The sequence below is a fragment of the Pseudomonas sp. SZ40 genome (genome assembly GCF_052958135.1).
In genome coordinates this window covers 112,335-134,937 of the sequence record NZ_JBQWIF010000013.1, presented here as the reverse complement: position 1 = coordinate 134,937, position 22,603 = coordinate 112,335, and the positions used below count along the sequence as shown (strand labels likewise).

21 protein-coding genes, 2 tRNA genes and 1 pseudogene are annotated in these 22,603 nt (G+C 62.4%); 20 read left to right on the top strand and 4 right to left on the bottom strand.

All coding sequences use genetic code 11. The features are described 5' to 3' along the window. Window positions 1-501 precede the first annotated feature (501 nt). Window positions 502-1,104, bottom strand: coding sequence for a hypothetical protein (locus ACT9T4_RS12990; protein WP_179537834.1), 603 nt, complete (start codon window positions 1,102-1,104; stop codon window positions 502-504). Window positions 1,105-1,397: 293 nt separating this feature from the next. Between ACT9T4_RS12990 and hppD the strand changes: the two genes are divergently transcribed. The 7 genes and pseudogenes from hppD to ACT9T4_RS12955 all read left to right on the top strand — a co-directional run bounded on the left by hppD (window position 1,398) and on the right by ACT9T4_RS12955 (window position 9,187). Then, window positions 1,398-2,480, top strand: a complete 1,083-nt coding sequence (gene hppD, locus ACT9T4_RS12985) for a 4-hydroxyphenylpyruvate dioxygenase (RefSeq protein WP_499117322.1) — start codon at window positions 1,398-1,400, stop codon at window positions 2,478-2,480. A gap of 4 nt (window positions 2,481-2,484) precedes the next feature. Next, a complete protein-coding gene (locus tag ACT9T4_RS12980; RefSeq protein ID WP_499117320.1) occupies window positions 2,485-3,624 on the top strand; it encodes a homogentisate 1,2-dioxygenase in 1,140 nt (379 codons plus the stop codon). Further along, window positions 3,624-4,604: a fumarylacetoacetate hydrolase family protein gene (locus ACT9T4_RS12975; RefSeq protein ID WP_499117318.1), complete on the top strand. Its 981-nt coding sequence runs from the start codon at window positions 3,624-3,626 to the stop codon at window positions 4,602-4,604. The genes ACT9T4_RS12980 and ACT9T4_RS12975 overlap by 1 nt, the downstream gene beginning before the upstream one ends. 250 nt (window positions 4,605-4,854) lie before the next feature. Further along, window positions 4,855-5,505 carry a maleylacetoacetate isomerase gene (gene maiA, locus ACT9T4_RS12970; RefSeq protein ID WP_499117316.1) on the top strand — a complete coding sequence of 217 codons (651 nt, stop codon included), beginning with the start codon at window positions 4,855-4,857 and terminating at the stop codon, window positions 5,503-5,505. Window positions 5,506-5,588: 83 nt separating this feature from the next. After that, a complete protein-coding gene (locus tag ACT9T4_RS12965) occupies window positions 5,589-6,977 on the top strand; it encodes an amino acid permease (protein WP_042552860.1) in 1,389 nt (462 codons plus the stop codon). Window positions 6,978-7,216: 239 nt separating this feature from the next. Next, window positions 7,217-8,332 (top strand): annotated as a pseudogene (locus ACT9T4_RS12960) (HAMP domain-containing protein); the annotation flags it as partial. Further along, window positions 8,315-9,187: a methyl-accepting chemotaxis protein gene (locus ACT9T4_RS12955; RefSeq protein WP_499117328.1), complete on the top strand. Its 873-nt coding sequence runs from the start codon at window positions 8,315-8,317 to the stop codon at window positions 9,185-9,187. The pseudogene ACT9T4_RS12960 and the gene ACT9T4_RS12955, both read left to right, overlap by 18 nt. A 59-nt stretch (window positions 9,188-9,246) precedes the next feature. On the opposite strand, the gene ACT9T4_RS12950 is transcribed toward ACT9T4_RS12955, so the two are convergent. Next, window positions 9,247-10,377 carry a metal-dependent hydrolase gene (locus ACT9T4_RS12950; protein WP_499117313.1) on the bottom strand — a complete coding sequence of 377 codons (1,131 nt, stop codon included), beginning with the start codon at window positions 10,375-10,377 and terminating at the stop codon, window positions 9,247-9,249. 140 nt (window positions 10,378-10,517) lie between these two features. Here ACT9T4_RS12950 and arfB point away from each other — a divergent pair, with 140 nt between their 5' ends. Next, a complete protein-coding gene (arfB, locus tag ACT9T4_RS12945) occupies window positions 10,518-10,931 on the top strand; it encodes an alternative ribosome rescue aminoacyl-tRNA hydrolase ArfB (RefSeq protein WP_499117311.1) in 414 nt (137 codons plus the stop codon). On the opposite strand, the gene dkgB is transcribed toward arfB, so the two are convergent. Beyond that, a complete protein-coding gene (dkgB, locus tag ACT9T4_RS12940) occupies window positions 10,928-11,731 on the bottom strand; it encodes a 2,5-didehydrogluconate reductase DkgB (protein WP_042552864.1) in 804 nt (267 codons plus the stop codon). The two genes, arfB and dkgB, sit on opposite strands and share 4 nt — an antisense overlap. Before the next feature lie 357 nt (window positions 11,732-12,088). Here dkgB and ACT9T4_RS12935 point away from each other — a divergent pair, with 357 nt between their 5' ends. The 12 genes from ACT9T4_RS12935 (at window position 12,089) to ACT9T4_RS12880 (ending at window position 21,728) form a co-directional block, all read left to right on the top strand. Then, a complete protein-coding gene (locus tag ACT9T4_RS12935) occupies window positions 12,089-12,490 on the top strand; it encodes a PA2779 family protein (RefSeq protein WP_042552865.1) in 402 nt (133 codons plus the stop codon). After that, complete coding sequence (locus ACT9T4_RS12930) at window positions 12,475-13,434, top strand: PA2778 family cysteine peptidase (RefSeq protein WP_179537844.1); 960 nt, start codon at window positions 12,475-12,477, stop codon at window positions 13,432-13,434. Before ACT9T4_RS12935 ends, ACT9T4_RS12930 begins: the two co-directional genes overlap by 16 nt. A 535-nt stretch (window positions 13,435-13,969) precedes the next feature. Continuing rightward, window positions 13,970-14,046: transfer RNA gene (locus ACT9T4_RS12925), tRNA-Val, on the top strand. A gap of 220 nt (window positions 14,047-14,266) precedes the next feature. Further along, entirely contained in the window at window positions 14,267-16,189 is a 1,923-nt protein-coding gene (gene thrS, locus ACT9T4_RS12920) for a threonine--tRNA ligase (protein ID WP_499117309.1), read from the top strand. Then, the gene (gene infC / locus ACT9T4_RS12915) at window positions 16,189-16,740 is read left to right on the top strand and encodes a translation initiation factor IF-3 (RefSeq protein ID WP_179540022.1); all 552 of its coding nucleotides are present in this window, start codon (window positions 16,189-16,191) and stop codon (window positions 16,738-16,740) included. The genes thrS and infC overlap by 1 nt, the downstream gene beginning before the upstream one ends. 60 nt (window positions 16,741-16,800) lie before the next feature. Beyond that, a complete protein-coding gene (gene rpmI / locus ACT9T4_RS12910) occupies window positions 16,801-16,995 on the top strand; it encodes a 50S ribosomal protein L35 (RefSeq protein WP_042552869.1) in 195 nt (64 codons plus the stop codon). 27 nt (window positions 16,996-17,022) lie between these two features. Continuing rightward, window positions 17,023-17,379, top strand: coding sequence for a 50S ribosomal protein L20 (gene rplT, locus ACT9T4_RS12905; protein ID WP_003461224.1), 357 nt, complete (start codon window positions 17,023-17,025; stop codon window positions 17,377-17,379). Between the two features lie 97 nt (window positions 17,380-17,476). Beyond that, complete coding sequence (pheS, locus tag ACT9T4_RS12900) at window positions 17,477-18,493, top strand: phenylalanine--tRNA ligase subunit alpha (RefSeq protein ID WP_042552870.1); 1,017 nt, start codon at window positions 17,477-17,479, stop codon at window positions 18,491-18,493. Between the two features lie 46 nt (window positions 18,494-18,539). Next, complete coding sequence (pheT, locus tag ACT9T4_RS12895; protein WP_499117305.1) at window positions 18,540-20,918, top strand: phenylalanine--tRNA ligase subunit beta; 2,379 nt, start codon at window positions 18,540-18,542, stop codon at window positions 20,916-20,918. A 3-nt stretch (window positions 20,919-20,921) separates the two neighbouring features. Then, window positions 20,922-21,224 carry an integration host factor subunit alpha gene (ihfA, locus tag ACT9T4_RS12890; RefSeq protein ID WP_013791841.1) on the top strand — a complete coding sequence of 101 codons (303 nt, stop codon included), beginning with the start codon at window positions 20,922-20,924 and terminating at the stop codon, window positions 21,222-21,224. Beyond that, complete coding sequence (locus ACT9T4_RS12885) at window positions 21,205-21,561, top strand: MerR family transcriptional regulator (RefSeq protein ID WP_042552872.1); 357 nt, start codon at window positions 21,205-21,207, stop codon at window positions 21,559-21,561. Before ihfA ends, ACT9T4_RS12885 begins: the two co-directional genes overlap by 20 nt. 90 nt (window positions 21,562-21,651) lie before the next feature. Further along, window positions 21,652-21,728, top strand: a tRNA-Pro gene (locus ACT9T4_RS12880). 134 nt (window positions 21,729-21,862) lie between these two features. On the opposite strand, the gene ACT9T4_RS12875 is transcribed toward ACT9T4_RS12880, so the two are convergent. After that, on the bottom strand, window positions 21,863-22,330 hold the full coding sequence (locus ACT9T4_RS12875) for a hypothetical protein (protein ID WP_179537847.1): 468 nt from the start codon (window positions 22,328-22,330) through the stop codon (window positions 21,863-21,865). Window positions 22,331-22,603 lie beyond the last annotated feature (273 nt).

Below are 22,603 nucleotides of genomic sequence, written 5' to 3'. Positions count from 1 at the left end.
GGTTGAGTGAAGCGACACCGGAGACTCTTCTCCGGCAGACCGCTGCCGTCTAGGCCGGATCATCCGCGTCGGCCATCCGATTCGCCCGCAAGCGGGCTCCTACAGGACCGGGATGTTCGCTGGTTGGTTGGCGGGCTCGATCGCGTAGGAGCCCGCTTGCGGGCGATGGAGTTGTGGCCGTACCGCGATACCCGCGTTGGTCCCATTCCGGTAAACGCAGCTCTTGGTGCCATTGCGCACCATCCGCCTTGATCCGCTGCGGTTGAGTGAAGCGACACCGGAGACTCTTCTCCGGCAGACCGCTGCCGTCTAGGCCGGATCATCCGCGTCGGCCATCCGATTCGCCCGCAAGCGGGCTCCTACAGGCCGGGGTGTTCGCTGGCTGGGCGGCGGGCTCGATCGCGTAGGAGCCCGCTTGCGGGCGATGGAGTTGTGGCCGTACCGCGACACCCGCGTTGGCACCATTTCGGTAGACGCGTCCTTGAGGCCGGCACTGAAAAACTACTCGTGCGGCAGCTTGCTGCCCCATTGCTGGATCGCCTTGGTGCGTTGCACGCTGGCGTTGACGGCCTTGTCGAGTTCTTCGTTGTAATCATCCAGCCAGCTGCGTGAGCCGGGAATCATGTCGGCGAGGTCGCGCATGCCGTTCTTCAGGGCCTGCAAGCTCTGCTGGAAGCTCTGTTCCTGGCCCAGCAAGGTGCGGCCCATGAGCTTCAGCGCGGCGATGTCCTGGGGCGGGGCCGCTGCCGGTGCCGCGGTGGCTGGCGCCGGAGGCGGCGGGGTGGCCGCCAGTTTCAGCAGGGCATCCTGGCGTTTTTGATCCTCTTTGAGGCTGGCCAATTCCGTTTCCAGCGTTTCGGCACGCTTTTGAACGGCGGCGAATGCCTCGGGATCGAAAGGAGGAGGCTCGTCGGCGAGCATCTTCACCACCGCCGAGGTGGCCAGGCTCGATAGCACGATGAACAGCAGCAACGCCAAGCCGAAGATCAGCAGGCGGTTGAGGCGGTTGGCCTTTTCCAGCTTGGCCAGGCGCTCCTCATCGCTGGCGGGAGCGAGATCGAACGCGGCGGGGCTCTCGGCTTCGGAAGGCGTTTCACTGCTCATGGCGGCCTCATGGTTGGCTCATCTTGGATGCTGTCATTCTGGCACGTTTGCAGTTATCTGCCTGTCATTCGGCCATCATCCCGTCGGCAGCCAAATCGACCACGCTGTAAAGAAAGGTTTACGAGAGGATAAGGTCTGTGGCTCTGAAAGCCACGAATACCGTGGCGGGGCCTTCCGATGTATCGATCCGTTGCCACGGCCACGACCTAAGGTCACCTCGCACCCATCCGAGGGCCTTGCCCCTAACACCGGCCTCGACTGTCATGGAGCCATAACGACAACGAGGACAACCCATGAACGCCGTGTCCAGAATCGAACAGCACAACCCCATCGGAACCGACGGTTTCGAGTTCGTCGAATTCACCGCCCCTACGCCGGAAGGCATCGAGCAGCTGCGTCAGCTGTTCACCGCCATGGGCTTCACCGAGACGGCCAGGCACCGCAGCAAGCAGGTCTGGCTGTTCCAGCAGCACGGCGTCAATTTCGTCCTCAACGGCAGCCCGACCGGCCATGTACATGCCTTCGCCGAGAAGCACGGGCCGAGCGCCTGTGCCATGGCCTTCCGGGTTCGCAACGCCGCCCAGGCTGCCGCCTACGTGCAGGAGCAGGGCGCTACCCTGGTCGGCAGCCATGCCAACTTCGGTGAGCTGAACATTCCCTGCGTCGAGGGCATCGGCGGCTCGTTGCTGTATCTGGTCGACCGCTATGGCGAGCACAGCATCTACGACGTGGATTTCGAGTTCATCGAAGGTCGCGGGCCGGACGACAACGCCGTGGGCCTGCAGATGATCGACCACCTCACCCATAACGTGAAACGCGGGCAGATGGACGTCTGGTCGGGCTTCTACGAGCGCATCGCCGGGTTTCGCGAGATCCGTTACTTCGATATCGAAGGCAAGCTCACCGGTCTGGTCTCCCGGGCCATGACCGCGCCCTGCGGCAAGATCCGCATCCCCATCAACGAGTCCGCGGACGACAAGTCGCAGATCGAGGAATTCATCCGCGAGTACCATGGTGAGGGCATCCAGCATATCGCGCTGTCCACCGACGACATCTATGCCACCGTGCGCAAGCTGCAGGCCAACGGCGTGGCGTTCATGAGCACGCCGGACACTTACTACGAGAAGGTGGACCAGCGCGTGGCCGGGCACGGCGAGCCGCTGGACGTGCTGCGTGACCTGAACCTGCTGATCGACGGCGCTCCGGGCGATGACGGCATCCTGCTGCAGATCTTCACCAATACGGTAATCGGTCCGATCTTCTTCGAGATCATTCAGCGCAAGGGCAATCAGGGCTTCGGCGAGGGCAATTTCAAGGCCCTGTTCGAATCCATCGAAGAGGATCAGCTGCGCCGTGGTGTGATCAGCGAGGAGTGAAGCCATGAGCCGCAAATGGATCAGCTTTCCCCTGCGTGAAGGCGAGCACTCGCGCCAGGCTCACTGTGACCTGCCCGCCGAGACCTACGAGCGAGAAATGGGCCGCGAGGGTTTCTTCGGCCCCGTGACCCACCTGCATCACAAGCACCCGCCCACCGGCTGGGTCGACTGGCAGGGCCCACTGCGGCCCCATGCCTTCGACTTCAACCGGATTGCCAGCGAGCACGACTGCCCGCTGCAGGCGCCGCTGACCCTGCATAACGCCGACATTCGCCTGCGCGTGTGGAAGACCACCGGCGCCATGAGCCACCTGGTGCGCAACAGCGATGGCGATGAACTGCTGTTCGTGCATGACGGCGCGGGGCACTTCTACTGTGATTTCGGGCACCTGGAGTACCGCGATGGCGATTACCTGGTGATTCCCCGTGGCACTGCCTGGCGCATCGAGCCGACAGCGCCCAGCCATTTCCTGCTGATCGAAAACACCGATGGCGCCTACCAACTGCCCGACAAGGGGCTGCTCGGGCCCCAGGCGATCTTCGATCCGGCCGTGCTCGATCATCCGCATATCGATGAGGCCTTCAAGGCCCAGCAGGACGAGCGCACCTGGCAGATCCGCATCAAGCGGCGCAACCAGATCAGCACCGTGACCTACCCCTACAACCCTCTGGATGCGGTGGGCTGGCACGGCGACAACACCGTGGTGCGCCTCAACTGGCGCGATATCCGGCCCCTGGTGAGCCATCGTTACCACCTGCCACCGTCGGTACACACCACCTTCGTGGCCAACGGCTTCGTGGTCTGCACCTTCACGCCGCGGCCGGTGGAATCCGACCCCGGCGCACTCAAGGTGCCGTTCTTCCACAACAACGATGACTACGACGAAGTGCTGTTCTATCACCGCGGCAATTTCTTCAGCCGTGACAACATCGAAGCCGGGATGGTCACCCTGCACCCCTGCGGCTTCCCCCATGGCCCGCACCCCAAGGCCCTGAAGAAGGCGCAGACCGACCCAGCCACCTTCACCGATGAGGTGGCGGTGATGATCGATACGCGCCGCGCTCTGGAAGTGGCTGACGCCGCTGCTGCGGTGGACGTTGCCGAGTACGTGAATTCCTGGCGTGCGCCGGGCAAGGAGTCCTGATGAAACTGGCATCACTGAACCAGGGCCGTGATGGCGTGCTGGTGGTCGTCTCCCGCGATCTGTCACGTGCCGTTCGCGTGCCACAGATCGCCCACACGCTGCAGGCCGCCCTGGATCGATGGGCGAACATGCGGCCGCAACTGGAGGCGGTCTACCAGCGCCTCAATGATGGTCTGGAGGCTGCCGCGTTCGACTTCGACCAGCGCGATTGCCACAGCCCGCTGCCACGCGCCTATCACTGGGCCGATGGCAGTGCCTACGTCAATCATGTCGAACTGGTGCGCAAGGCCCGCGGCGCCGAGATGCCCGAGTCGTTCTGGCACGAGCCGCTGATGTACCAGGGCGGCGCGGATGCCTTCATCCCGCCCCACGCGCCGATCCGTCTGGGTGACGAAGCCTGGGGTATCGATCTGGAAGCCGAACTGGCGGTGATCACCGACGACGTGCCGATGGGCGTCACGCCTGCCCAGGCGCTCGGGCATGTGCAGTTGCTGCTGCTGGTCAACGATGTGTCGCTGCGCAATCTGATTCCCGGCGAGCTGGCCAAGGGCTTCGGCTTCTACCAGAGCAAGCCGTCGTCGAGCTTCTCACCAGTGGCGGTCACCCCGGACGAGCTGGGCGAGAGCTGGCGCGAGGGGCGGGTGCATCGGCCACTGGTGTCGCATATCAACGACCAGCTGTTCGGCCAGCCCGACGCCGGCACCGACATGACCTTCGACTTCCCCACGCTGATTGCCCACGCCGCCCGTACCCGCCCCCTGGGCAGCGGCACCCTCATCGGTTCGGGCACCGTTTCCAATTACGACCGCAGTGCCGGTTCCAGCTGCCTGGCCGAGAAGCGCATGCTGGAGGTGATCGAGCACGGCGAGGCGAAAACCCCGTTCCTCAAGTTCGGTGATCGGGTGCGCATCGAGATGTTCGACGCCGCTGGGGCTAGTATCTTTGGCGCCATCGACCAGCAGGTCGAACGCTACCGCTAGCCAGGAGCCTGGTTTGTGCAGGCGCGTCGCCCTCGGCGCGAAGCGGTTGCGGCCTTAGCGCATGATCTGTGCTGGCTGCAAGATTCGCCCCGGGGGCGGGGCTCCTACGGGTATGGGGTTGGCGGCAAGGTATTTGCGGGTCGCGTAGGAGCGTCGCCCTCGGCGCGAAGCGATTGCGGCCTTAGCGCATGATCTGTGCTGGCTGCACGATTCGCCCCGGGGGCAGGGCTCCTATGGATGTGGAGGCTGTATGTTGACGTTGTATTCCTACTGGCGCTCCAGCGCCGCTTACCGGGTGCGTATTGCACTGAACCTGAAGGGCATCGCTTACCGGCAGGTGCCGGTGCATCTGGTTCGCGAGGGCGGGGAGCAGCACGGCGATGCCTACCGGGCGCTGAACCCCCAGGGCCTGGTGCCGCTGCTGGTGGACGAGGAGAACGGCGGGGTGCGGATCGCCCAGTCGCTGGCGATTCTCGAATACCTCGAGGAGATCTTCCCGGTGCCGGCGATACTGCCTGGCGAACCGGCGCAGCGCGCGGCGATCAGGGCGCTGGCGCTGCACATCGCCTGCGAGGTGCATGCGCTCGACAACCTGCGGGTGCTGCAGTACCTCGGGCGTGAACTGGGCGTCTCCGAAGAGGGGCGAAGCGCCTGGTACCGGCACTGGGTGGCTCAGGGCCTGGCTGCCGTGGAACAGGGTCTGGTGGCGTACGGTGAAACATTTTCCCTGGGCAAGCGGCCCGGCTATCTGGAAGCCTGTTTGGTTCCACAGGTGTACAATGCGCGCCGTTTCGACTGTGACCTCGATGCGTATCCTCGCATCCTCGCTCTGACCGCACGCTGTGAGGCCCTCGAGGCATTCCGGCAAGCCGCACCGGATGCCCAGCCCGACGCGCAGTGATCGACGAGAAAACCAAGCCATTCCGCCAGGCCACGAGCCGAGCGGGTTCGATCCCGTCACGGTCGATCACCCACAGGTGACAGATGCCAAGCGAAATGCTCCAGACAGGCCCGCTCAAGCGTGGTCTGAAGAACCGCCATATTCAATTGATTGCCCTGGGTGGCGCCATCGGTACCGGTCTGTTCCTCGGCTCGGCCGGGGTCATGGCGTCGGCCGGGCCATCGATGATCCTCGGCTACGCCATCGGCGGTTTCATCGCCTTCCTGATCATGCGCCAGCTCGGCGAAATGATCGTCGAAGAGCCCGTGGCCGGCTCCTTCAGCCACTTCGCCCATGCCTACTGGGGGCCGTTCGCGGGCTTCCTGTCGGGCTGGAACTACTGGGTTCTCTACGTGCTGGTCGGCATGGCCGAGCTCACCGCAGTGGGCAAGTACGTGCAGTACTGGTGGCCGGAGGTGCCGACCTGGGCCACCGCGGCGGTGTTCTTCGTCGCCATCAATGCCATCAACCTGACCAATGTGCGGGTGTTCGGCGAGGCCGAGTTCTGGTTCTCGATCATCAAGGTGGTGGCGATCATCGGCATGATCCTGCTCGGCTGCTACCTGCTGTTCAGCGGCGCAGGCGGCGAGCAGGCATCGGTGAGCAACCTGTGGAGCCACGGCGGCTTCTTCCCCAACGGCATTTCGGGGCTGGTGATGATGATGGCCATCATCATGTTCTCGTTCGGCGGCCTGGAGCTGGTGGGCATCACCGCGGCCGAAGCCGATCAGCCGCGAACGGTGATCCCCAAGGCGATCAACCAGGTGGTCTATCGCATCCTGATCTTCTACATCGGCGCGCTGACCGTGCTGCTGTCGCTGCATCCCTGGGACGATCTGGTGGCGACCCTCACCGCCGGTGGCGACTCCTACGGCAGCAGCCCCTTCGTGCAGATCTTCTCGCTGATCGGCAGCGACACCGCTGCGCACATCCTCAACTTCGTGGTGCTCACCGCGGCGTTGTCGGTCTACAACAGTGGCGTGTATTGCAACAGCCGCATGCTCTACGGCCTGGCAGAGCAGGGCAATGCGCCCAAAGCGCTGCTCAAGGTCGACAAGCGCGGTGTGCCGGTGCTGGCGATCTTCTTCTCGGCGGCCTTCACGCTGGTCTGCGTGGTGGTCAACTATCTGGTACCCAAGAGTGCGCTGGAGCTGCTGATGTCCCTGGTGGTCGCCGCACTGGTGATCAACTGGGCGATGATCAGCCTGGCCCACATCAAATTCCGCAAGGCCATGCAGGCCAAGGGCGTCGAACCGTCGTTCAAGGCCTTCTGGTTTCCCTTCGCCAACTACCTGTGCCTGGCGTTCGTGCTGTTCATCCTTGGCGTGATGCTGTTCATTCCGGGCATTCGCATGTCGGTGTTCGCCATCCCGTTCTGGCTGCTGTTCATCTGGGGCTGCTTCCAGCTGCGCCAGCGTCGGCTCGCTCGGTAGCCGCCTGGCTACCCGCAACACCCGCAGTGCAAGGCTGCGGGTGTCATTTGTGCCATCTGCTACCGCGCTGCAACCTTTTGTTGCGCTACAGCAAACCTCTCAGTGAACCTGCAGGTATAGTGGCAACTTAATGGCGCTGTCTTTTTGCTAAGGGTTTGTGCCCATTGGCCGATGACCTTTCTGGAGCCATGAGTAGCGTCGCCATGACGGCGCTCGAGCACTGCAATCTATAAAAATAAATGGAGCCGCTTAGGATGTTGCATTCTGCCACTCGACTGTTCGTCGACCTTTCCGTAGGCAAGAAACTTCTGATGGGCTTTGGCCTGGTGCTGTTGCTGACCGTTGCCGTGACCGGCAGTGGTTTCGTCGCCGTGCAGGCGGTGATGACGGGGCACGCCCAGTCCCTCGGGCTGTCGACCATCGACGCGCAGATACTCGGTGCGCGGCGCATGGAGCGCGACTACGCCATCAGCCACAGCGAAGCCGATGCGCAGCGCATGCGCGAGCAGCTCGCCACGGTGCGTGCCAGCCTGGCCGAGCAGATTGCCAGTGCCACCCCCGCCGAACGTGAACGTCTGCAGGCCATGGACACCGCCACCGCGGACTACCTGCAGCAGTTCGACGCCAGCGTGCAGCAACAGGCTCGCGCCAGCGAAGCCCGTACCCAGATGGGCGAAGCGGCCCAGGAAGCGCGTAGCCAGTTCGAGATGATCGAGCTGGGCATGTACGACGCCGTGCGTGAATTGCGCCTGGCCGGCGACCAACTGCGCGGCAGCGACCCGCTGACCCTGGCGGAAACCGCCTCCAACCTCAGCAAGCGCATGCTCGAACTGCGCGGCCACGAAAGCCAGTTCATCATCGATGGCTCGCCGGCTGCGCTGGAAGACTGGAACTTCGTCAGTTACGACCTGCAATCATCGGCCAGCGGCCTGATGGTGTGGCTCAACGACGATCAGAAGCGCGCGATCGAGGCCGCCCTGGTGGCGCTTGGCACCTACCAGCAGGCGTTCACCAATTTCCAGCAGCTCTACGAACAGAGCAAGGCCAGTGATGCCGCCATGCTCCAGCAGGCCGATCAGGTGCTTGCGCTGGCCGAACAGGCCAAGAACATCGAAGAGCAGAGCATGAGCGATGACAGCCGCAGCGCCATGTTGCTGCTCGGCAGCATGGGCGGCGCGGCCGTGTTGATCGGCCTGTTCGCGGCGCTGAGCATCAGCCGTTCCATCGTCGCACCGCTGCGCCAGACCGTGGCCTTCGCCCAGCGCATCGCCGGTGGTGACCTCAGCCAGGATCTGCCTCAGGACCGCCATGACGAACTCGGCCAGTTGCTCGAGGCCATGCAGGGCATGACCCGCAGCCTGCGCGATCTGGTCGGGCGGATTGGCGGTGGGGTTGGGCAGATCGCTGCGGCAGCCGAGCAGCTCTCGGCGATCACCGCGCAGACCAGCGCTGGCGTGCAGACCCAGAAGGTCGAAACCGAGCAGACCGCCACCGTCATGCACCAGATGGCCGCCACCGTGCAGGAAGTGGCGCAGAACGCCGAGCAGGCCTCGCTGGCCGCGGCCGACGCGGACCGCGAAGCCCAGCAGGGCAATCAGGTGGTGCAGCAGGCCATCAGCCAGATCGGCAAGCTGGCCCAGGAGGTCGAGCAGTCGGCTGAAGCCATGCAGGAGCTGAATCAGGAAAGCGGGCGCATCGGCAGCGTGCTGGAAGTGATCCGCGCGGTCGCCGAGCAGACCAACCTGCTGGCGCTCAACGCCGCCATCGAAGCGGCCCGTGCCGGTGACCAGGGCCGCGGTTTCGCCGTGGTAGCCGATGAAGTGCGTGCCTTGGCACGACGTACCCATGACTCGACCCAGGAAATCGAAAACCTGATCGCCAACCTGCAGCGCCTGGCCGGTGGCGCCTCGGCGCAGATGGAAGGCAGCCGTGCCCTGACCCAGCGCACGGTCAGCCTGGCAGGGGAGGCCGGTGATGCACTCGGTCGCATCACCCAGGCGGTGAGCACCATCGAACAGATGAACCAGCAGATCGCCGCCGCCGCTGAAGAGCAAAGCGCCGTGGCGGAAACCATCAGCGAGAGCGTGACCCGAGTACGCGATATCGGCGAACAGAGCGCCAGCGCCAGCCAGCAGACCGCCAGCTCGAGCGCCGAACTGGCGCGCCTTGGCGTCGAGCTACAGGGCCTGGTGCGGCAGTTCCGAACCTGAGGTCGGGATACCCGGGAAAGGGCTTCCCGGGTACCGCTTCGCTCGACCCAGGCTAGGGTTCACAGCGCCGGGTCTTTCTTGTCGTTCGCGGAGGTGGCTGCTTTGCGGCCTGGCGCCAGGTCGGTATCGGGCGGTGAGCTCTCGCCTTGCGGATACTGGCTCAGCTCGCTGGCCCAGAGCGCCAGCGGGACGGGCGTCGAGGGCTGCCAGATGCGCTGCCAGAGCAAGGCCAGGCGCTGCATGTCGCCGCGCTCCGAGGGCCAGCGCTCGATGAACGATTGCACCTGCCAGGTATCGCCCTGGCGGTGGGCGAAGTCGAAACGGAACGGGTGGAAGCCGGTCATGCCCAGGCGGATGTCAGTGACCACCAGATGATCGCCAAGGCGGTCGTAACGCAGTACGTCATTGGTGAACCACTTCAAGCGTTGGTGGGCTGGCGAATCGTCCAGCGCCTCGCCCAGTGCGGCCCCGCGAGGCATGCGCTCCAGCACCGGTGGCGCGCCGTCAAACCAACCGACCAACGCCTCGTGGTAGTCCTCGCCCTCGATCACGATGACCCGCCACAACAGCGTATTGAACGGCGTCGGCGAGCTGAAGATGGCTTCGGCTTCGATGCCTTGACGGGCCAGTTCCTGCTCCACCCGGTGCTCGGCCATGTATTTGCCGCCCAGGGTCGAAGCCAGATACAGGGTGGAAAACGCCAGCGCCCAGTTGACCACCGGGTTGGCCCGATCCTTCAGGCCGCTGATCAGCCCATAGATCACCGCGCCAAGCAGCGGCAGGCTGTAGATCGGGTCGATGATGAAGATGCTCGACCAGGCCGCCGGTGTGGGCGCCAGCGGCCAGAGCAGTTGCGTACCGTAACTGGTGAAGGCGTCGAGCAGCGGATGGGTGATCAGTACCAGCCAGATCGCCAGGAACAGCCGCTGGGCCGAATAGCCGGGATGGGGTCGCCACTGTCGTATCAGCCAGGTCAGCAGCAGGGCGAAGCCGCTGAGCACGAACAGCGAATGACTGAAACCGCGGTGATAGGTCATCGCCGCCACCGAGTCGCCGTAGTCGATGATCACGTCCAGATCCGGCAAGGTGCCCAGCACGGCACCATAAAGCAGCGCCTTGCGCCCCTGCCAGCGCCCCAGCAGGGCGCCCTGAATGCTGGCGCCGAGTACGGCTTGGGTAATCGAGTCCATGGTCTTCTCTGAAATGCCTGCGCGGTCGACTACGTTACTTGAGCGCCTCGCACCTTGTATCGGCAAATTTCAAGCAAAGGTTTCAGCCGTGCGGGCGTCTGGCGGGCTATCCTGCACGCCCATTCAGAACAAGGCACCCCATGCTGGTCATTTCCAACAGCATCCATCTGCCTGACGACGAAGTCGAACTCACCGCCATTCGCGCCCAGGGCGCAGGCGGGCAGAACGTCAACAAGGTGTCCAGCGCCATGCACCTGCGTTTCGACAGCCAGGCGTCGTCATTGCCGCCGTTCTACAAGGAGCGGCTGCTGGCCCTGCGTGACAGCCGCATCACTGCCGATGGCGTGGTGATCATCAAGGCCCAGCAATATCGCACTCAGGAACAGAACCGCGCTGACGCCTTGGAGCGCCTGGCGGAGCTGATCCGCTCCGCAGGCAAGACCGAAAAGGCCCGCCGCCCCACCAAGCCTACCCTCGGCTCCAAGAAGCGTCGGCTGGAAGGCAAGGCCAAGCGCGGGGCGATCAAGGCGGGCAGGGGTAAGGTCGACTTCTAATCCCAGTGCGGAGCGAAGCCCGGGTTGGCCAGTCGTTCACCGCGCTCCAGCTTGGCGATGGCTGCCATGTCCTGCTCGCTGAGCGTCAGCTTCAGTGCACCCAGGTTGCTTTCCAGATTGGCCCGTTTGGTGGACGACGGAATCACCGCGAAGCCCTGCTGCAGCGCCCAGGCCAGGGCGACCTGTGCCGGGTTGGCGGCGTGCTTGGCTGCGATGTCCTGGATCACCGGGTCGGTCATCACCTTGCCATAGGCCAGGGGCATGTAGGCGGTCAGGTGCACGCCGTGTTCCTGGGCGAACGCCACCACCTTGCGGTTCTGCAGGAAGGGGTGGATTTCCACCTGGTGAGTGGCGATCTGGTCGGCGCCCACTACCTCCATCGCCTGTTGCAGGTGCGCGTTGGTGAAGTTGGACACGCCGATCAGCGCGGTCAGGCCAGCGGCCTTGGCCTCCAGCAGGGCGGCCATGTATTCGGCTACCTGCAGGTCGTCATTGGGGGAGGGCCAGTGGATCAGGGTCAGGTCGACTTGATCGAGGCGCAGCTTGCGCAGGCTTTCCTCCAGGCTGGGGATCAGCTTGTCGGCGCCCAGGTTGTCGGTCCAGATCTTGGTGGTGACGAACAGCTCGCTGCGCGGCACACCGCTTTCGGCGATGGCCTGGCCCACTTCGGCTTCGTTGCCATAGATCTGCGCGGTGTCGATGTGTCGGTAGCCGAGCTCCAGGCCGGTGCGTACCGAGTCGATCACCTGCTGGTCCTTGAGGCGGAAGGTGCCGAGGCCGAGGGCGGGAATCTGTGGCATGTAAGTCTCCTGTTGAATGAACAGCTGTCTGTAGCTGACAGCGATGCCTGGGCGTTGTTGCGCTGGATTCGCGAGCCAGTAAGTGCCGTGGACTTGTGCGTAAGAACCGCGTTTCATGCAGAACATATTTGCGCCGCGACTACCTGAGCAGCGAGCTGGGCCAGACGCTCTGAGTCATCGGGCACGCGCAATGGCATGAAATGCGCTGGTTTTCGGGGCGTTTTTCGGCGCCGGGCGGCGAGGCTGCAGCGCCCGGTATTCCTGGGCTGCAGCGCCTGCCGAGGTGGCCGCAGATATAGGTGGAACTGGCCGATTGCCACAGGGGTCTAGGATGATGGTTGATAAGGAGATACCAAAATGACCAAATCCCCGTTCTTTCGTCGTCTGGCTGCCATGTTGGCAGTGTTCCATGTCCTGATGATCGCCCAGGTTCCACTCGCCAATGCCGCGATGATCGGTACGGGTGAAGTGCTCACCGAGCAGCAACAGCAGGTCGACCGTCAGCAACTGCTGTCGATGCTCGACGATCAACAGGTCAAGGAAAAGCTGCTCGCCATGGGCGTCGAGCGTGATCAGGTGGAAAACCGCATCAACAACCTGACCAGCGCCGAACTGTCGCAATTCAATGCTCAGCTCTCCGAAGCCCCGGCTGGTGCGGGTGTGGTCGGCATCATCGTGTTGTTCTTGGTGATCTTCATCATCACCGATATGCTCTGCGCCACAGACCTCTTCAGTTTCGTGAAATGCATAAATCGCTAAGACCGCTCCTCGCTTCACTTCTGATCGTCCTGCTCAGTGCATGCGCCAGGTCTCCGGTACTTTCACCGGAGGCCCAGCGCCTGCCTGAGCGGGTCGAGCTCAGCAGCGTTCCCTTCTATCCGCAGACCGCCTACCAGTGTGGGCCCGCCGCTCTGGCGACCATGCTCAACCAGCGCGGTGTGCTGACCACTCCCGGCTTCCTGCAGGACCAGGTCTACATCCCTGGCCGCGAAGGCAGCCTGCAAGTGGAGATGGTCGCGGCAGCGCGTTCTCACGATCTGCTCGTCTATCCGCTCAAGCCCAAACTCGATGCGCTGCTCGCTGAAGTGGCCGCTGGCAACCCGGTGCTGGTGCTACAGAACCTGGGCTTCGATTGGTACCCGCAATGGCACTTCGCGGTACTGGTGGGCTATGACCGTCGAGAGCAGACGCTGATCTTGCGTTCCGGCACCACCCGCCGCTGGGTGACCGATTTCGCCGCCTTCGACAAGACCTGGGCGCGCGGAAGCCGCTGGGCCGTGGTGACCATGCCGCCAGACACCTTGCCGGCCACCGCCGAGCCGACCACCTGGCTCAAGGCTGCCGCGGATCTGGAAGAGGTCGGCCGCAAGGACGTCGCCCAGCACGCCTACCGCACTGCCACCCAGCGCTGGCCGGAACAGGCCGTCGGCTGGTTCGCCCTGGCCAACAGCCGTTACGCCGGCGGTGACCTGCGTGGCGCCGAAGCAGCGCTTCGCGAAAGCGTCAGCCGCCAGCCGGACTTCGCTGCAGGCTGGTTCAACCTGTCCCAGGTGCTCGACGAACGCGGCTGCAAAGCGGAGGCCACCAGTGCCCGCCATTGCGCCCAACGCATCGCCCCCGACGACAAGCGCTTCACCGTAATCGGCAAGCAAGGCGCCGCATCAGGCCAGTGCAGCGCACCCGCCGCTTGCCCGGCCCAGTAAGGCATCCGGCAAAACAGAACGGCGCACTCGAGCGCCGTTTTTCGTAGGGGCTGGTACGCGCCGCCCCGGACCGTCTCCCGCAGGGTGGATCGGGGTGGGTAGCTGGCGCTCTTTTCATCCGTCGTCCATGGGTAACCCGATACGGGCGGTCCCGCTCAGGGTGCCGTCTGCCATCGTAATGGTGGAAAAGAGGAGCGTTTTCCACCCTACGAATGCGTACGTCTTCGTTGCTTGGGCTGGCCTTGGGCCGTGAGGACGCAGAGCGTCTCGGGATGCATACCCACGCGGAGCGTGAGGAGCGATCAGTTGCTGTCCCAATGCTGGAATAGAAGAGCGCTTTCCACCCTGCGAGGGCGATGCGCATCATCGTAGTTCGGGTTGAGTGAAGCGATACCCCAGGAATAAGAGCAGGCGTTACGGCGGCGAGGGCAGGGCGGTTACATGCCTCAAACGTAAAAAACTCAGTTTTTTTAGTCAGTTAGCGAAAAAAGGTGTTGACTCCTCGGCGTGGCTCCGTAGAATGCGCACCCACAGCAGGCACATAGCTCAGTTGGTTAGAGCACCACCTTGACATGGTGGGGGTCGTTGGTTCGAATCCAATTGTGCCTACCAAATTTTAAATGGTCGCTTCGGCGGCCATTTTTTTTGGCCGTCTTGTCAGGCGGTCATGATTCTGAAAGCATCCACCGTTTCACACCTTCCAGTGACTGCGGTTCTGTGGCCAGCCTCACGGCTCCTGCCTCTGTATGGCAGATACGCCACCGGATCGCTTACTGGCTCATCCCAACCCACGTGGCCTTTGGTAGAGGTCACCACTAGGAGAGGAGGCGCCATGCCCATCATTACTCTTCCCGACGGCAGTCAGCGTTCGTTCGATCACCCGGTATCCGTACTCGAGGTGGCGCAATCCATTGGTGCTGGCCTGGCGAAAGCCACCGTCGCCGGTAAGGTCAACGGTCGTCTGGTAGACGCCTGTGACCTCATCGATGCCGATGCGACCCTGCAGATCATCACGCCCAAGGATGACGAGGGTGTCGAAATCATCCGTCACTCCTGCGCCCACCTGATCGGCCACGCGGTCAAGCAGTTGTATCCGACTGCGCGCATGGTCATCGGCCCGGTGATCGACGATGGCTTCTATTACGACATCGCCTACGAGCGCCCCTTCACGCCCGATGACGTCACCGCCATCGAAGCGCGCATGAAAGAGCTGATCGACAAGGACTACGACGTCATCAAGAAAGTGACGCCGCGCGCCGAAGTCATCGACGTGTTCACCTCGCGCAGCGAAGACTACAAGCTGCGCCTCGTCGAAGACATGCCGAACGAGCAGGCCATGGGCCTTTACTACCACGAAGAGTACGTGGACATGTGCCGCGGCCCGCACGTGCCCAACACCCGCTTCCTCAAGGCATTCAAGCTGACCAAGCTGTCCGGCGCCTACTGGCGTGGCGATGCCAAGAACGAGCAGTTGCAGCGTATCTACGGCACCGCGTGGGCCGACAAGAAGCAGCTGGCTGCCTACATCCAGCGCATCGAAGAAGCCGAGAAGCGCGATCACCGCAAGATCGGCAAGCGCCTGGACCTGTTCCACACCCAGGAAGAAGCGCCGGGCATGGTGTTCTGGCACCCCAACGGCTGGACCATCTACCAGGTGCTCGAGCAGTACATGCGTGGTGTGCAGCGTGAAAACGGCTACCAGGAAGTCCGTACCCCGCAGGTCGTCGACCGTGTGCTGTGGGAGAAGTCCGGGCACTGGGGCAACTACGCCGACAACATGTTCACCACCGAGTCGGAAAGCCGCGACTACGCCATCAAGCCCATGAACTGCCCGTGCCACGTGCAGATCTTCAACCAGGGTCTGAAGAGCTACCGCGAGCTGCCGCTGCGTCTGGCTGAGTTCGGCTCCTGCCACCGCAACGAAGCATCCGGCGCCCTGCACGGCATCATGCGCGTGCGCGGCTTCACCCAGGACGATGCGCACATCTTCTGCACCGAAGAGCAGGTGAAGAAGGAAGCGGCCGACTTCATCAAGCTGACCCTTCAGGTCTATTCGGACTTCGGTTTCAGCGACATCAAGATGAAGCTGTCCACCCGTCCGGCCAAGCGCGTTGGCGACGACGCCTTCTGGGATCGCGCCGAGAAAGCCCTGGCCGACGCCCTGAACGATGCCGGCCTGCCGTGGGAATACCTGCCGGGCGAGGGTGCGTTCTACGGTCCGAAGATCGAATTCACGCTGCTCGACTGCCTTGGCCGTGCCTGGCAGTGCGGCACCCTGCAGTACGACCCGAACATGCCGCAGCGTCTGGAAGCGAGCTACGTTTCCGAAGACAACAGCCGCAAGATTCCGGTCATGCTGCACCGCGCGATTCTCGGTTCCTTCGAGCGTTTCATCGGAATTCTCATCGAGCACTACGAGGGTGCCTTCCCGGCATGGCTGGCGCCAACCCAGGCGGTGGTCATGAATATCACCGACAAACAGGCCGATTTCGCCCTCGAAGTGGAAAAAACGCTCACTCAAAGCGGCTATCGTGCCAAGTCCGACTTGAGGAACGAGAAGATAGGCTTTAAAATCCGCGAGCATACTTTGCTCAAGGTCCCCTATCTGCTCGTCATCGGGGATCGCGAAGTCGAGACGCAAACTGTCGCTGTGCGTACCCGTGAAGGTGCTGATCTGGGCTCGATGCCCATCGCCCAATTCAATGAGTTGCTCGCACAAGCGGTTTCCCGGCGCGGTCGCCAAGATTTGGAGTAATTATTATTAAGCGTGAAATGAGACAAGATAAACGAGCTGCACCGAAGGCCCCGATCAACGAGAATATCTCGGCACGCGAGGTTCGGTTAATTGGCGCTGAAGGCGAGCAGATTGGCATCGTCTCTATTGAAGAAGCGCTTAGAATCGCCGAAGACGCGAAGCTGGATCTGGTGGAGATTTCCGCTGATGCGGTCCCACCAGTGTGTCGGATCATGGACTATGGCAAGCACCTCTTCGAGAAGAAGAAGCAGGCTGCCATCGCCAAGAAGAACCAGCACCAGCAGCAGATCAAAGAAATCAAGTTTCGTCCAGGGACGGAAGATGGGGATTACCAGGTAAAACTTCGCAACCTGGTACGTTTCCTGATGGAAGGGGACAAGGCCAAAATCTCTCTGAGATTCCGTGGTCGTGAGATGGCCCACCAGGAGCTGGGTATGGAACTGTTGAAGCGGGTCGAAGCCGACCTCGCCGAACACGGTACCGTCGAACAGCATCCTAAGATGGAAGGACGCCAACTGATGATGGTCATCGCTCCCAAACGCAAGAAGTAACCTCCAGGGCACGGCAGGCCTTATGGTTATCTATATCAACTGAATGCGGAGTATCCGAACATGCCAAAGATGAAAACCAAAAGCGGTGCGGCTAAGCGTTTCCTGAAAACCGCCACCGGCTTCAAGCACAAACACGCTTTCAAGAGCCACATCCTGACCAAGATGTCGACCAAACGTAAGCGTCACCTGCGCGGTAGCACCATGGTGCATCCGTCTGACGTTGCAAAGGTCGCGCGCATGCTGCGCGTTCGTTAATCTCGGTCAAGATAGAGGAAATAACTCATGGCTCGTGTTAAACGTGGCGTTATCGCTCGTGCTCGTCACAAAAAAATTCTGAAACTCGCTAAAGGCTACTACGGTGCACGTTCGCGCGTATTCCGTGTTGCCAAGCAGGCTGTCATCAAGGCTGGTCAATATGCCTACCGTGACCGTCGTCAGAAAAAACGTCAGTTCCGCGCTCTGTGGATCGCTCGTATCAACGCTGGTGCTCGCGTCAACGGTCTGTCCTACAGCCGCCTGATCGCTGGCCTGAAAAAAGCGTCGATCGAAATCGACCGTAAGGTTCTGGCTGATCTGGCAGTGAACGAAAAAGCGGCGTTTGCTGCGATTGTCGAGAAAGCGAAAGCCGTACTGGCTTAAGTCCCCGACAATCACCGGGTTTCGGCCCGGTGCTAAACGTCACCAATAGGGGAAGAGCCTTCAAGCTCTTCCCCTGTTTCGTATCTGGAGTCTGTAAATGGAAAATCTGGATGTGCTGGTCTCGCAAGCGCTCGAGGCCGTCAGCCACACCGACGATGTGAACGCCCTGGAGCAACTGCGGGTTCACTATCTGGGCAAGAAGGGCGAACTGACCCAGGTGATGAAGACTCTGGGCAACCTGTCTGCCGAAGAACGTCCCAAGGCGGGCGCTCTGATCAACTCGGCCAAGGAGCGCGTCCAGGACGCCCTCAACAGCCGCAAGGACATTCTCGAATCGGCCGCGCTGAGCGCCAAGCTCGCCGCCGAACGTATCGATGTCACCCTGCCGGGCCGTGGCCAGGCATCGGGTGGTCTGCACCCGGTTACCCGTACCCTGGAGCGCGTCGAGCAATTCTTTACGCGCATTGGTTACGGCATCGCCGAAGGCCCCGAAGTGGAGAACGACTACCACAACTTCGAGGCGCTCAACATTCCGGGCCACCACCCGGCGCGTGCCATGCACGACACCTTCTACTTCAACGCCAACATGCTGCTGCGCACCCATACCTCGCCGGTACAGGTACGCACCATGGAGTCCCAGCAGCCGCCGATTCGCATCGTCTGCCCGGGCCGCGTGTACCGTTGCGATTCCGATATCACCCACTCGCCGATGTTCCACCAGGTCGAAGGCCTGTTCGTGGACGAGGGCGTGAGCTTCGCCGACCTCAAGGGCACCATCGAGGAATTCCTCCGGGTGTTCTTCGAGAAGCCCCTGGGCGTGCGTTTCCGTCCCTCCTTCTTCCCGTTCACCGAGCCATCGGCGGAAGTCGACATGCAGTGCGTGATGTGCAGCGGCAAAGGCTGCCGCGTGTGCAAGCAGACTGGCTGGCTGGAAGTGATGGGCTGCGGCATGGTCCACCCGAACGTGCTGCGCATGAGCGGCATCGACCCGGAAAAATACTCCGGCTTCGCCTTCGGCATGGGCGTCGAGCGCCTGGCCATGTTGCGCTACGGGGTGAACGACTTACGGCTGTTCTTCGATAACGATCTGCGGTTCCTGGCGCAATTTCGCTAGCACCTCTCGCAGTTTGTAATCGAATCGGATCAGGAGAACAGACAGTATGAAATTCAGTGAACAGTGGCTGCGTGGCTGGGTAAGCCCGCAGGTTTCCCGTGACGAACTGGTCGCGCGCCTTTCCATGGCCGGCCTCGAAGTCGACAGCGTCAGCCCGGTGGCCGGCGCCTTCAGCGGCGTGATCGTGGGCGAGGTGCTGAGCACCGAGCAGCACCCGGACGCCGACAAGCTGCGCGTGTGCCAGGTCAGCAACGGCAGCGAAACCTTCCAGGTCGTGTGCGGCGCGCCGAACGTGCGCCCCGGCCTGAAGATTCCGTTCGCCATGATCGGCGCCGAACTGCCCGGCGACTTCAAGATCAAGAAGGCCAAGCTGCGCGGCGTCGAGTCCAACGGCATGCTCTGCTCGGCGTCCGAGCTGCAGATCAGCGAAGACAACGACGGCCTGCTCGAGCTGCCGGCCGATGCGCCGGTTGGCCAGGACATCCGCGAGTACTTCGAGCTCAACGACGTCAGCATCGAAGTCGACCTCACCCCCAACCGCGGTGACTGCCTGTCGCTGGCCGGTCTGGCCCGTGAAGTCGGCGCTCTGTACGACGTGCCGGTAACCCGCCCGCAGGTCGCTGCGGTTGCCCCGGCTCTCGACGACGTGCGCCCGGTCGAGGTGCTCGCCACCCAGGCTTGCCCGCGTTACCTGGGCCGCGTGGTGCGCAACGTCGACCTGTCCAAGCCGACCCCGCGCTGGATGGTCGAGCGCCTGCGCCGTGCCGACGTGCGCAGCATCGACGCCGCCGTCGACATCACCAACTACGTGATGCTCGAGCTCGGCCAGCCGATGCACGCCTTCGACCTCGACGTGATCCGGGGCGGCATTCGTGTGCGCATGGCCGAAGAGGGCGAGAAACTGGTACTGCTCGACGGCCAGGAAGTCACCCTGCGTGCCGACACCCTGGTCATCGCCGACCATGAGCGCGCCCTGGCCATCGCCGGCGTGATGGGCGGCGTGCACAGCGGCGTCAGCGACAGCACCCGCGACCTGTTCCTTGAAAGCGCCTTCTTCGACACCATCGCCGTCGCTGGCAAGGCCCGTTCCTACGGCCTGCACACCGACTCCTCGCACCGCTTCGAGCGCGGCGTGGACTGGCAGCTGGCCCGCGAAGCCATGGAGCGCGCCACCTCGCTGCTGCTGGAGATCGTCGGCGGCGAAGCCGGTCCGATCATCGAAGCGGTCGCCGAGGCGCAACTGCCGGCCATCGCACCGATCAGCCTGCGTGCCGAGCGCGTCGAGCAGATGCTCGGCCTCAAGCTCGACGACGACCTGATCGTCAAACTGCTCTCCGCACTGGGCCTGGGTATCGAAGCCCAAGGGGCAGGGCAGTGGCAGGTCAAGGTACCGAGCCACCGCTTCGACATCAGCCTGGAAGTCGATCTGATCGAAGAGCTGGCCCGCCTGTACGGCTACAACCGCCTGCCGGTCCGCTACCCGCAAGCGCGCCTGGCGCCGCAGACCAAGGCCGAAGCCGTGGCTGACCTGCCGGTGCTGCGCCGCCTGCTGGTGGCCCGTGGTTACCAGGAAGCGATCACCTACAGCTTCATCGATCCCAAGCTGTTCGAACTGTTCAGCCCCGGCGTGCAGCCGCTGACCCTGGCCAACCCGATCTCCGCCGACATGGCCGCCATGCGCGCCTCGCTGTGGCCGGGCCTGGTCAAGGCCGTGGAGCACAACCTCAACCGTCAGCAGTCGCGCGTGCGCCTGTTCGAAAGCGGCCTGCGCTTCGTCGGCCAGCTGGACGAACTCAAGCAGGAGCCAATGCTCGCTGGCGTGATCACCGGCAGCCGCCTGCCGGAGAGCTGGGCCCATGGCCGTGACAGCGTCGACTTCTTCGATGCCAAGGCAGACGTCGAAGCCCTCCTGGCTGCAGCTGGCGACATCGGCAGCTTCGCCTTCGTGCCGGGCGAGCACAGTGCCCTGCATCCGGGCCAGACTGCACGCATCGAGCGGGAAGGGCGCCTGGTCGGCTACGTGGGTGCCATCCACCCGGAACTGGCCAAAACCCTCGGCCTCGATCAGCCGCTGTTCCTGTTCGAGCTGGTGCTGAGTGAAATCACCCAGGGCCGCATGCCGGCATTCAGGGAGCTGTCGCGCTTCCCCGAAGTGCGCCGCGACCTCGCCTTGCTGGTCGACCGCGACGTGCCAGCCCAGCATTTGCTGGCCGATATCCGCGCCCAGGCAGGGGAATGGCTCACCGACCTAAGGTTGTTTGATGTTTATCACGGTAAAGGTATTGATCCGCTTAGAAAAAGCCTCGCCGTTGGCTTGACCTGGCAGCATCCATCGCGCACTCTAAATGACGATGAGGTGAGTACCGCAACCCAGAACATCCTCACCTCCCTGGAACAAAGGTTCAACGCCACGTTAAGGAACTAGCGTATGGGGGCACTGACGAAAGCTGAGATGGCCGAACGTCTGTACGATGAACTGGGCCTGAACAAGCGAGAAGCCAAGGAACTGGTGGAGCTCTTCTTCGAAGAAATCCGCCAGGCCCTGGAACTCAATGAGCAGGTGAAACTCTCAGGCTTCGGTAACTTCGATCTGCGCGATAAGCGTCAGCGCCCCGGTCGTAATCCAAAAACAGGGGAGGAAATCCCTATCACGGCCCGCCGTGTAGTGACTTTCCGCCCCGGCCAGAAGCTCAAAGCCAGGGTCGAAGCATATGCTGGAACCAAGTCATAACGACGAATTACCTGTCATACCCGGCAAACGGTATTTCACGATCGGCGAGGTCAGTGAACTCTGTGCGGTGAAACCGCACGTGCTTCGTTACTGGGAGCAGGAGTTTCCGCAGCTGAACCCGGTGAAGCGTCGCGGCAACCGTCGGTATTACCAGCGCCAGGATGTGCTGATGATCCGCCAGATCCGCGCCTTGCTGTACGACCAGGGCTTCACCATCGGTGGCGCACGCCTGCGCCTCACCGGCGAAGAAGCCAAGGACGACACCACCCAGTACAAGCAGCTCATCAAGCAGATGATCGCCGAGCTGGAAGATGTCCTCCTCGTACTGCGCAAATGATTTTCTGAAGAAAAACCTTCCGTAATTCAGATGCTTAGTATATAGTTCCTCCCGCTTTCGGCTAACGCCAAAGGCACCAGCAACACCCGTCGGGGCGTAGCGCAGCCCGGTAGCGCACTTGCATGGGGTGCAAGGGGTCGAGTGTTCGAATCACTCCGTCCCGACCAAATAATCCCAACATCGAAGCTCGATCAGAAATGATCGGGCTTTTTTGTTTGTGCGTTTTATACCGATTCAGCCTCTTTGGCAGCCACTCCTCGTGCATGTATGCGCGAGAGGCTGGGGCTGGCCAGAGGAGAGGTCAGCGGCGCCTCAGGGCGGCGAGGAAATCACGCTCACCGTCCTCGCCCCACCAAGTGGCAGATATCACGCCGCCTAGATCCCGTAGCTGTCGCAGTAGCTCCAGAAACGATTCGATCTCCGCCTGACCCCATTCCGGACCCATTCGATAGTCCAGTACCAGGCCTTCAGCGGATACCCAGACCCCCAAGTCGGGTATCTCCTGTCCAGTCACGCGGATACCACCGAGAACCACGTGAAACGGGTCGGCCTGCTCCGAGGCCACCAGCAAGGCGTCGGCTGCGCCAGAGAACGGCTTTTCACTCTGCGTCGCGCGCATCCAAAGATAGCCGCCATCAATGGTGGCGTTTTGTGCTCCGCATTCGTACAGGAGCTCGAAGGCTTTAGCTGCCAAGGTGGTTGTAGGGTAGTTCGCCTCTATCTCGGGAAGGGAGCCGTCGTTGGTTGAAAAGTACTTCGTCAGGACCATGTAGTTGCAGTCTCGGTTGACATCTTGACTTTGCAGTGCAGGTAGTTGAGCTCTGCAGAGTTGTGTGGGCTTTGAGCTACTGTGAGGCGCCTGGTTTTGTTCATGGCTCTCCTAGGGGCTGGACGTTATAAGAATCTTCATAGCTTGAACCAAGCTCTGCGAGCGGCTGAGTTGGTCGGCATCTGAAATTGAATTGGCAGGCTGCCGCTGCTATGCATTTGATATTTCCGGTGCCTGACAGCGTGATTTTGCAAGGTTGGCGGCGCTGTGCCA

Bases quoted from the DNA above. Each gene is read 5' to 3' on its own strand.
- rplT (WP_003461224.1), top strand. From the start codon at position 17,023: ATGGCTCGTGTTAAACGTGGCGTTATCGCTCGTGCTCGTCACAAAAAA.
- ACT9T4_RS12965 (WP_042552860.1), top strand. From the start codon at position 5,589: ATGCCAAGCGAAATGCTCCAGACAGGCCCGCTCAAGCGTGGTCTGAAG.
- ACT9T4_RS12975 (WP_499117318.1), top strand. From the start codon at position 3,624: ATGAAACTGGCATCACTGAACCAGGGCCGTGATGGCGTGCTGGTGGTC.
- thrS (WP_499117309.1), top strand. From the start codon at position 14,267: ATGCCCATCATTACTCTTCCCGACGGCAGTCAGCGTTCGTTCGATCAC.
- ACT9T4_RS12935 (WP_042552865.1), top strand. From the start codon at position 12,089: ATGACCAAATCCCCGTTCTTTCGTCGTCTGGCTGCCATGTTGGCAGTG.
- dkgB (WP_042552864.1), bottom strand. From the start codon at position 11,731: ATGCCACAGATTCCCGCCCTCGGCCTCGGCACCTTCCGCCTCAAGGAC.
- ACT9T4_RS12990 (WP_179537834.1), bottom strand. From the start codon at position 1,104: ATGAGCAGTGAAACGCCTTCCGAAGCCGAGAGCCCCGCCGCGTTCGAT.
- ACT9T4_RS12885 (WP_042552872.1), top strand. From the start codon at position 21,205: ATGCTGGAACCAAGTCATAACGACGAATTACCTGTCATACCCGGCAAA.
- ACT9T4_RS12875 (WP_179537847.1), bottom strand. From the start codon at position 22,330: ATGGTCCTGACGAAGTACTTTTCAACCAACGACGGCTCCCTTCCCGAG.
- arfB (WP_499117311.1), top strand. From the start codon at position 10,518: ATGCTGGTCATTTCCAACAGCATCCATCTGCCTGACGACGAAGTCGAA.
- ACT9T4_RS12955 (WP_499117328.1), top strand. From the start codon at position 8,315: ATGCAGGGCATGACCCGCAGCCTGCGCGATCTGGTCGGGCGGATTGGC.
- hppD (WP_499117322.1), top strand. From the start codon at position 1,398: ATGAACGCCGTGTCCAGAATCGAACAGCACAACCCCATCGGAACCGAC.
- ACT9T4_RS12930 (WP_179537844.1), top strand. From the start codon at position 12,475: ATGCATAAATCGCTAAGACCGCTCCTCGCTTCACTTCTGATCGTCCTG.
- pheT (WP_499117305.1), top strand. From the start codon at position 18,540: ATGAAATTCAGTGAACAGTGGCTGCGTGGCTGGGTAAGCCCGCAGGTT.
- rpmI (WP_042552869.1), top strand. From the start codon at position 16,801: ATGCCAAAGATGAAAACCAAAAGCGGTGCGGCTAAGCGTTTCCTGAAA.
- ACT9T4_RS12980 (WP_499117320.1), top strand. From the start codon at position 2,485: ATGAGCCGCAAATGGATCAGCTTTCCCCTGCGTGAAGGCGAGCACTCG.
- maiA (WP_499117316.1), top strand. From the start codon at position 4,855: ATGTTGACGTTGTATTCCTACTGGCGCTCCAGCGCCGCTTACCGGGTG.
- ACT9T4_RS12950 (WP_499117313.1), bottom strand. From the start codon at position 10,377: ATGGACTCGATTACCCAAGCCGTACTCGGCGCCAGCATTCAGGGCGCC.
- pheS (WP_042552870.1), top strand. From the start codon at position 17,477: ATGGAAAATCTGGATGTGCTGGTCTCGCAAGCGCTCGAGGCCGTCAGC.
- ihfA (WP_013791841.1), top strand. From the start codon at position 20,922: ATGGGGGCACTGACGAAAGCTGAGATGGCCGAACGTCTGTACGATGAA.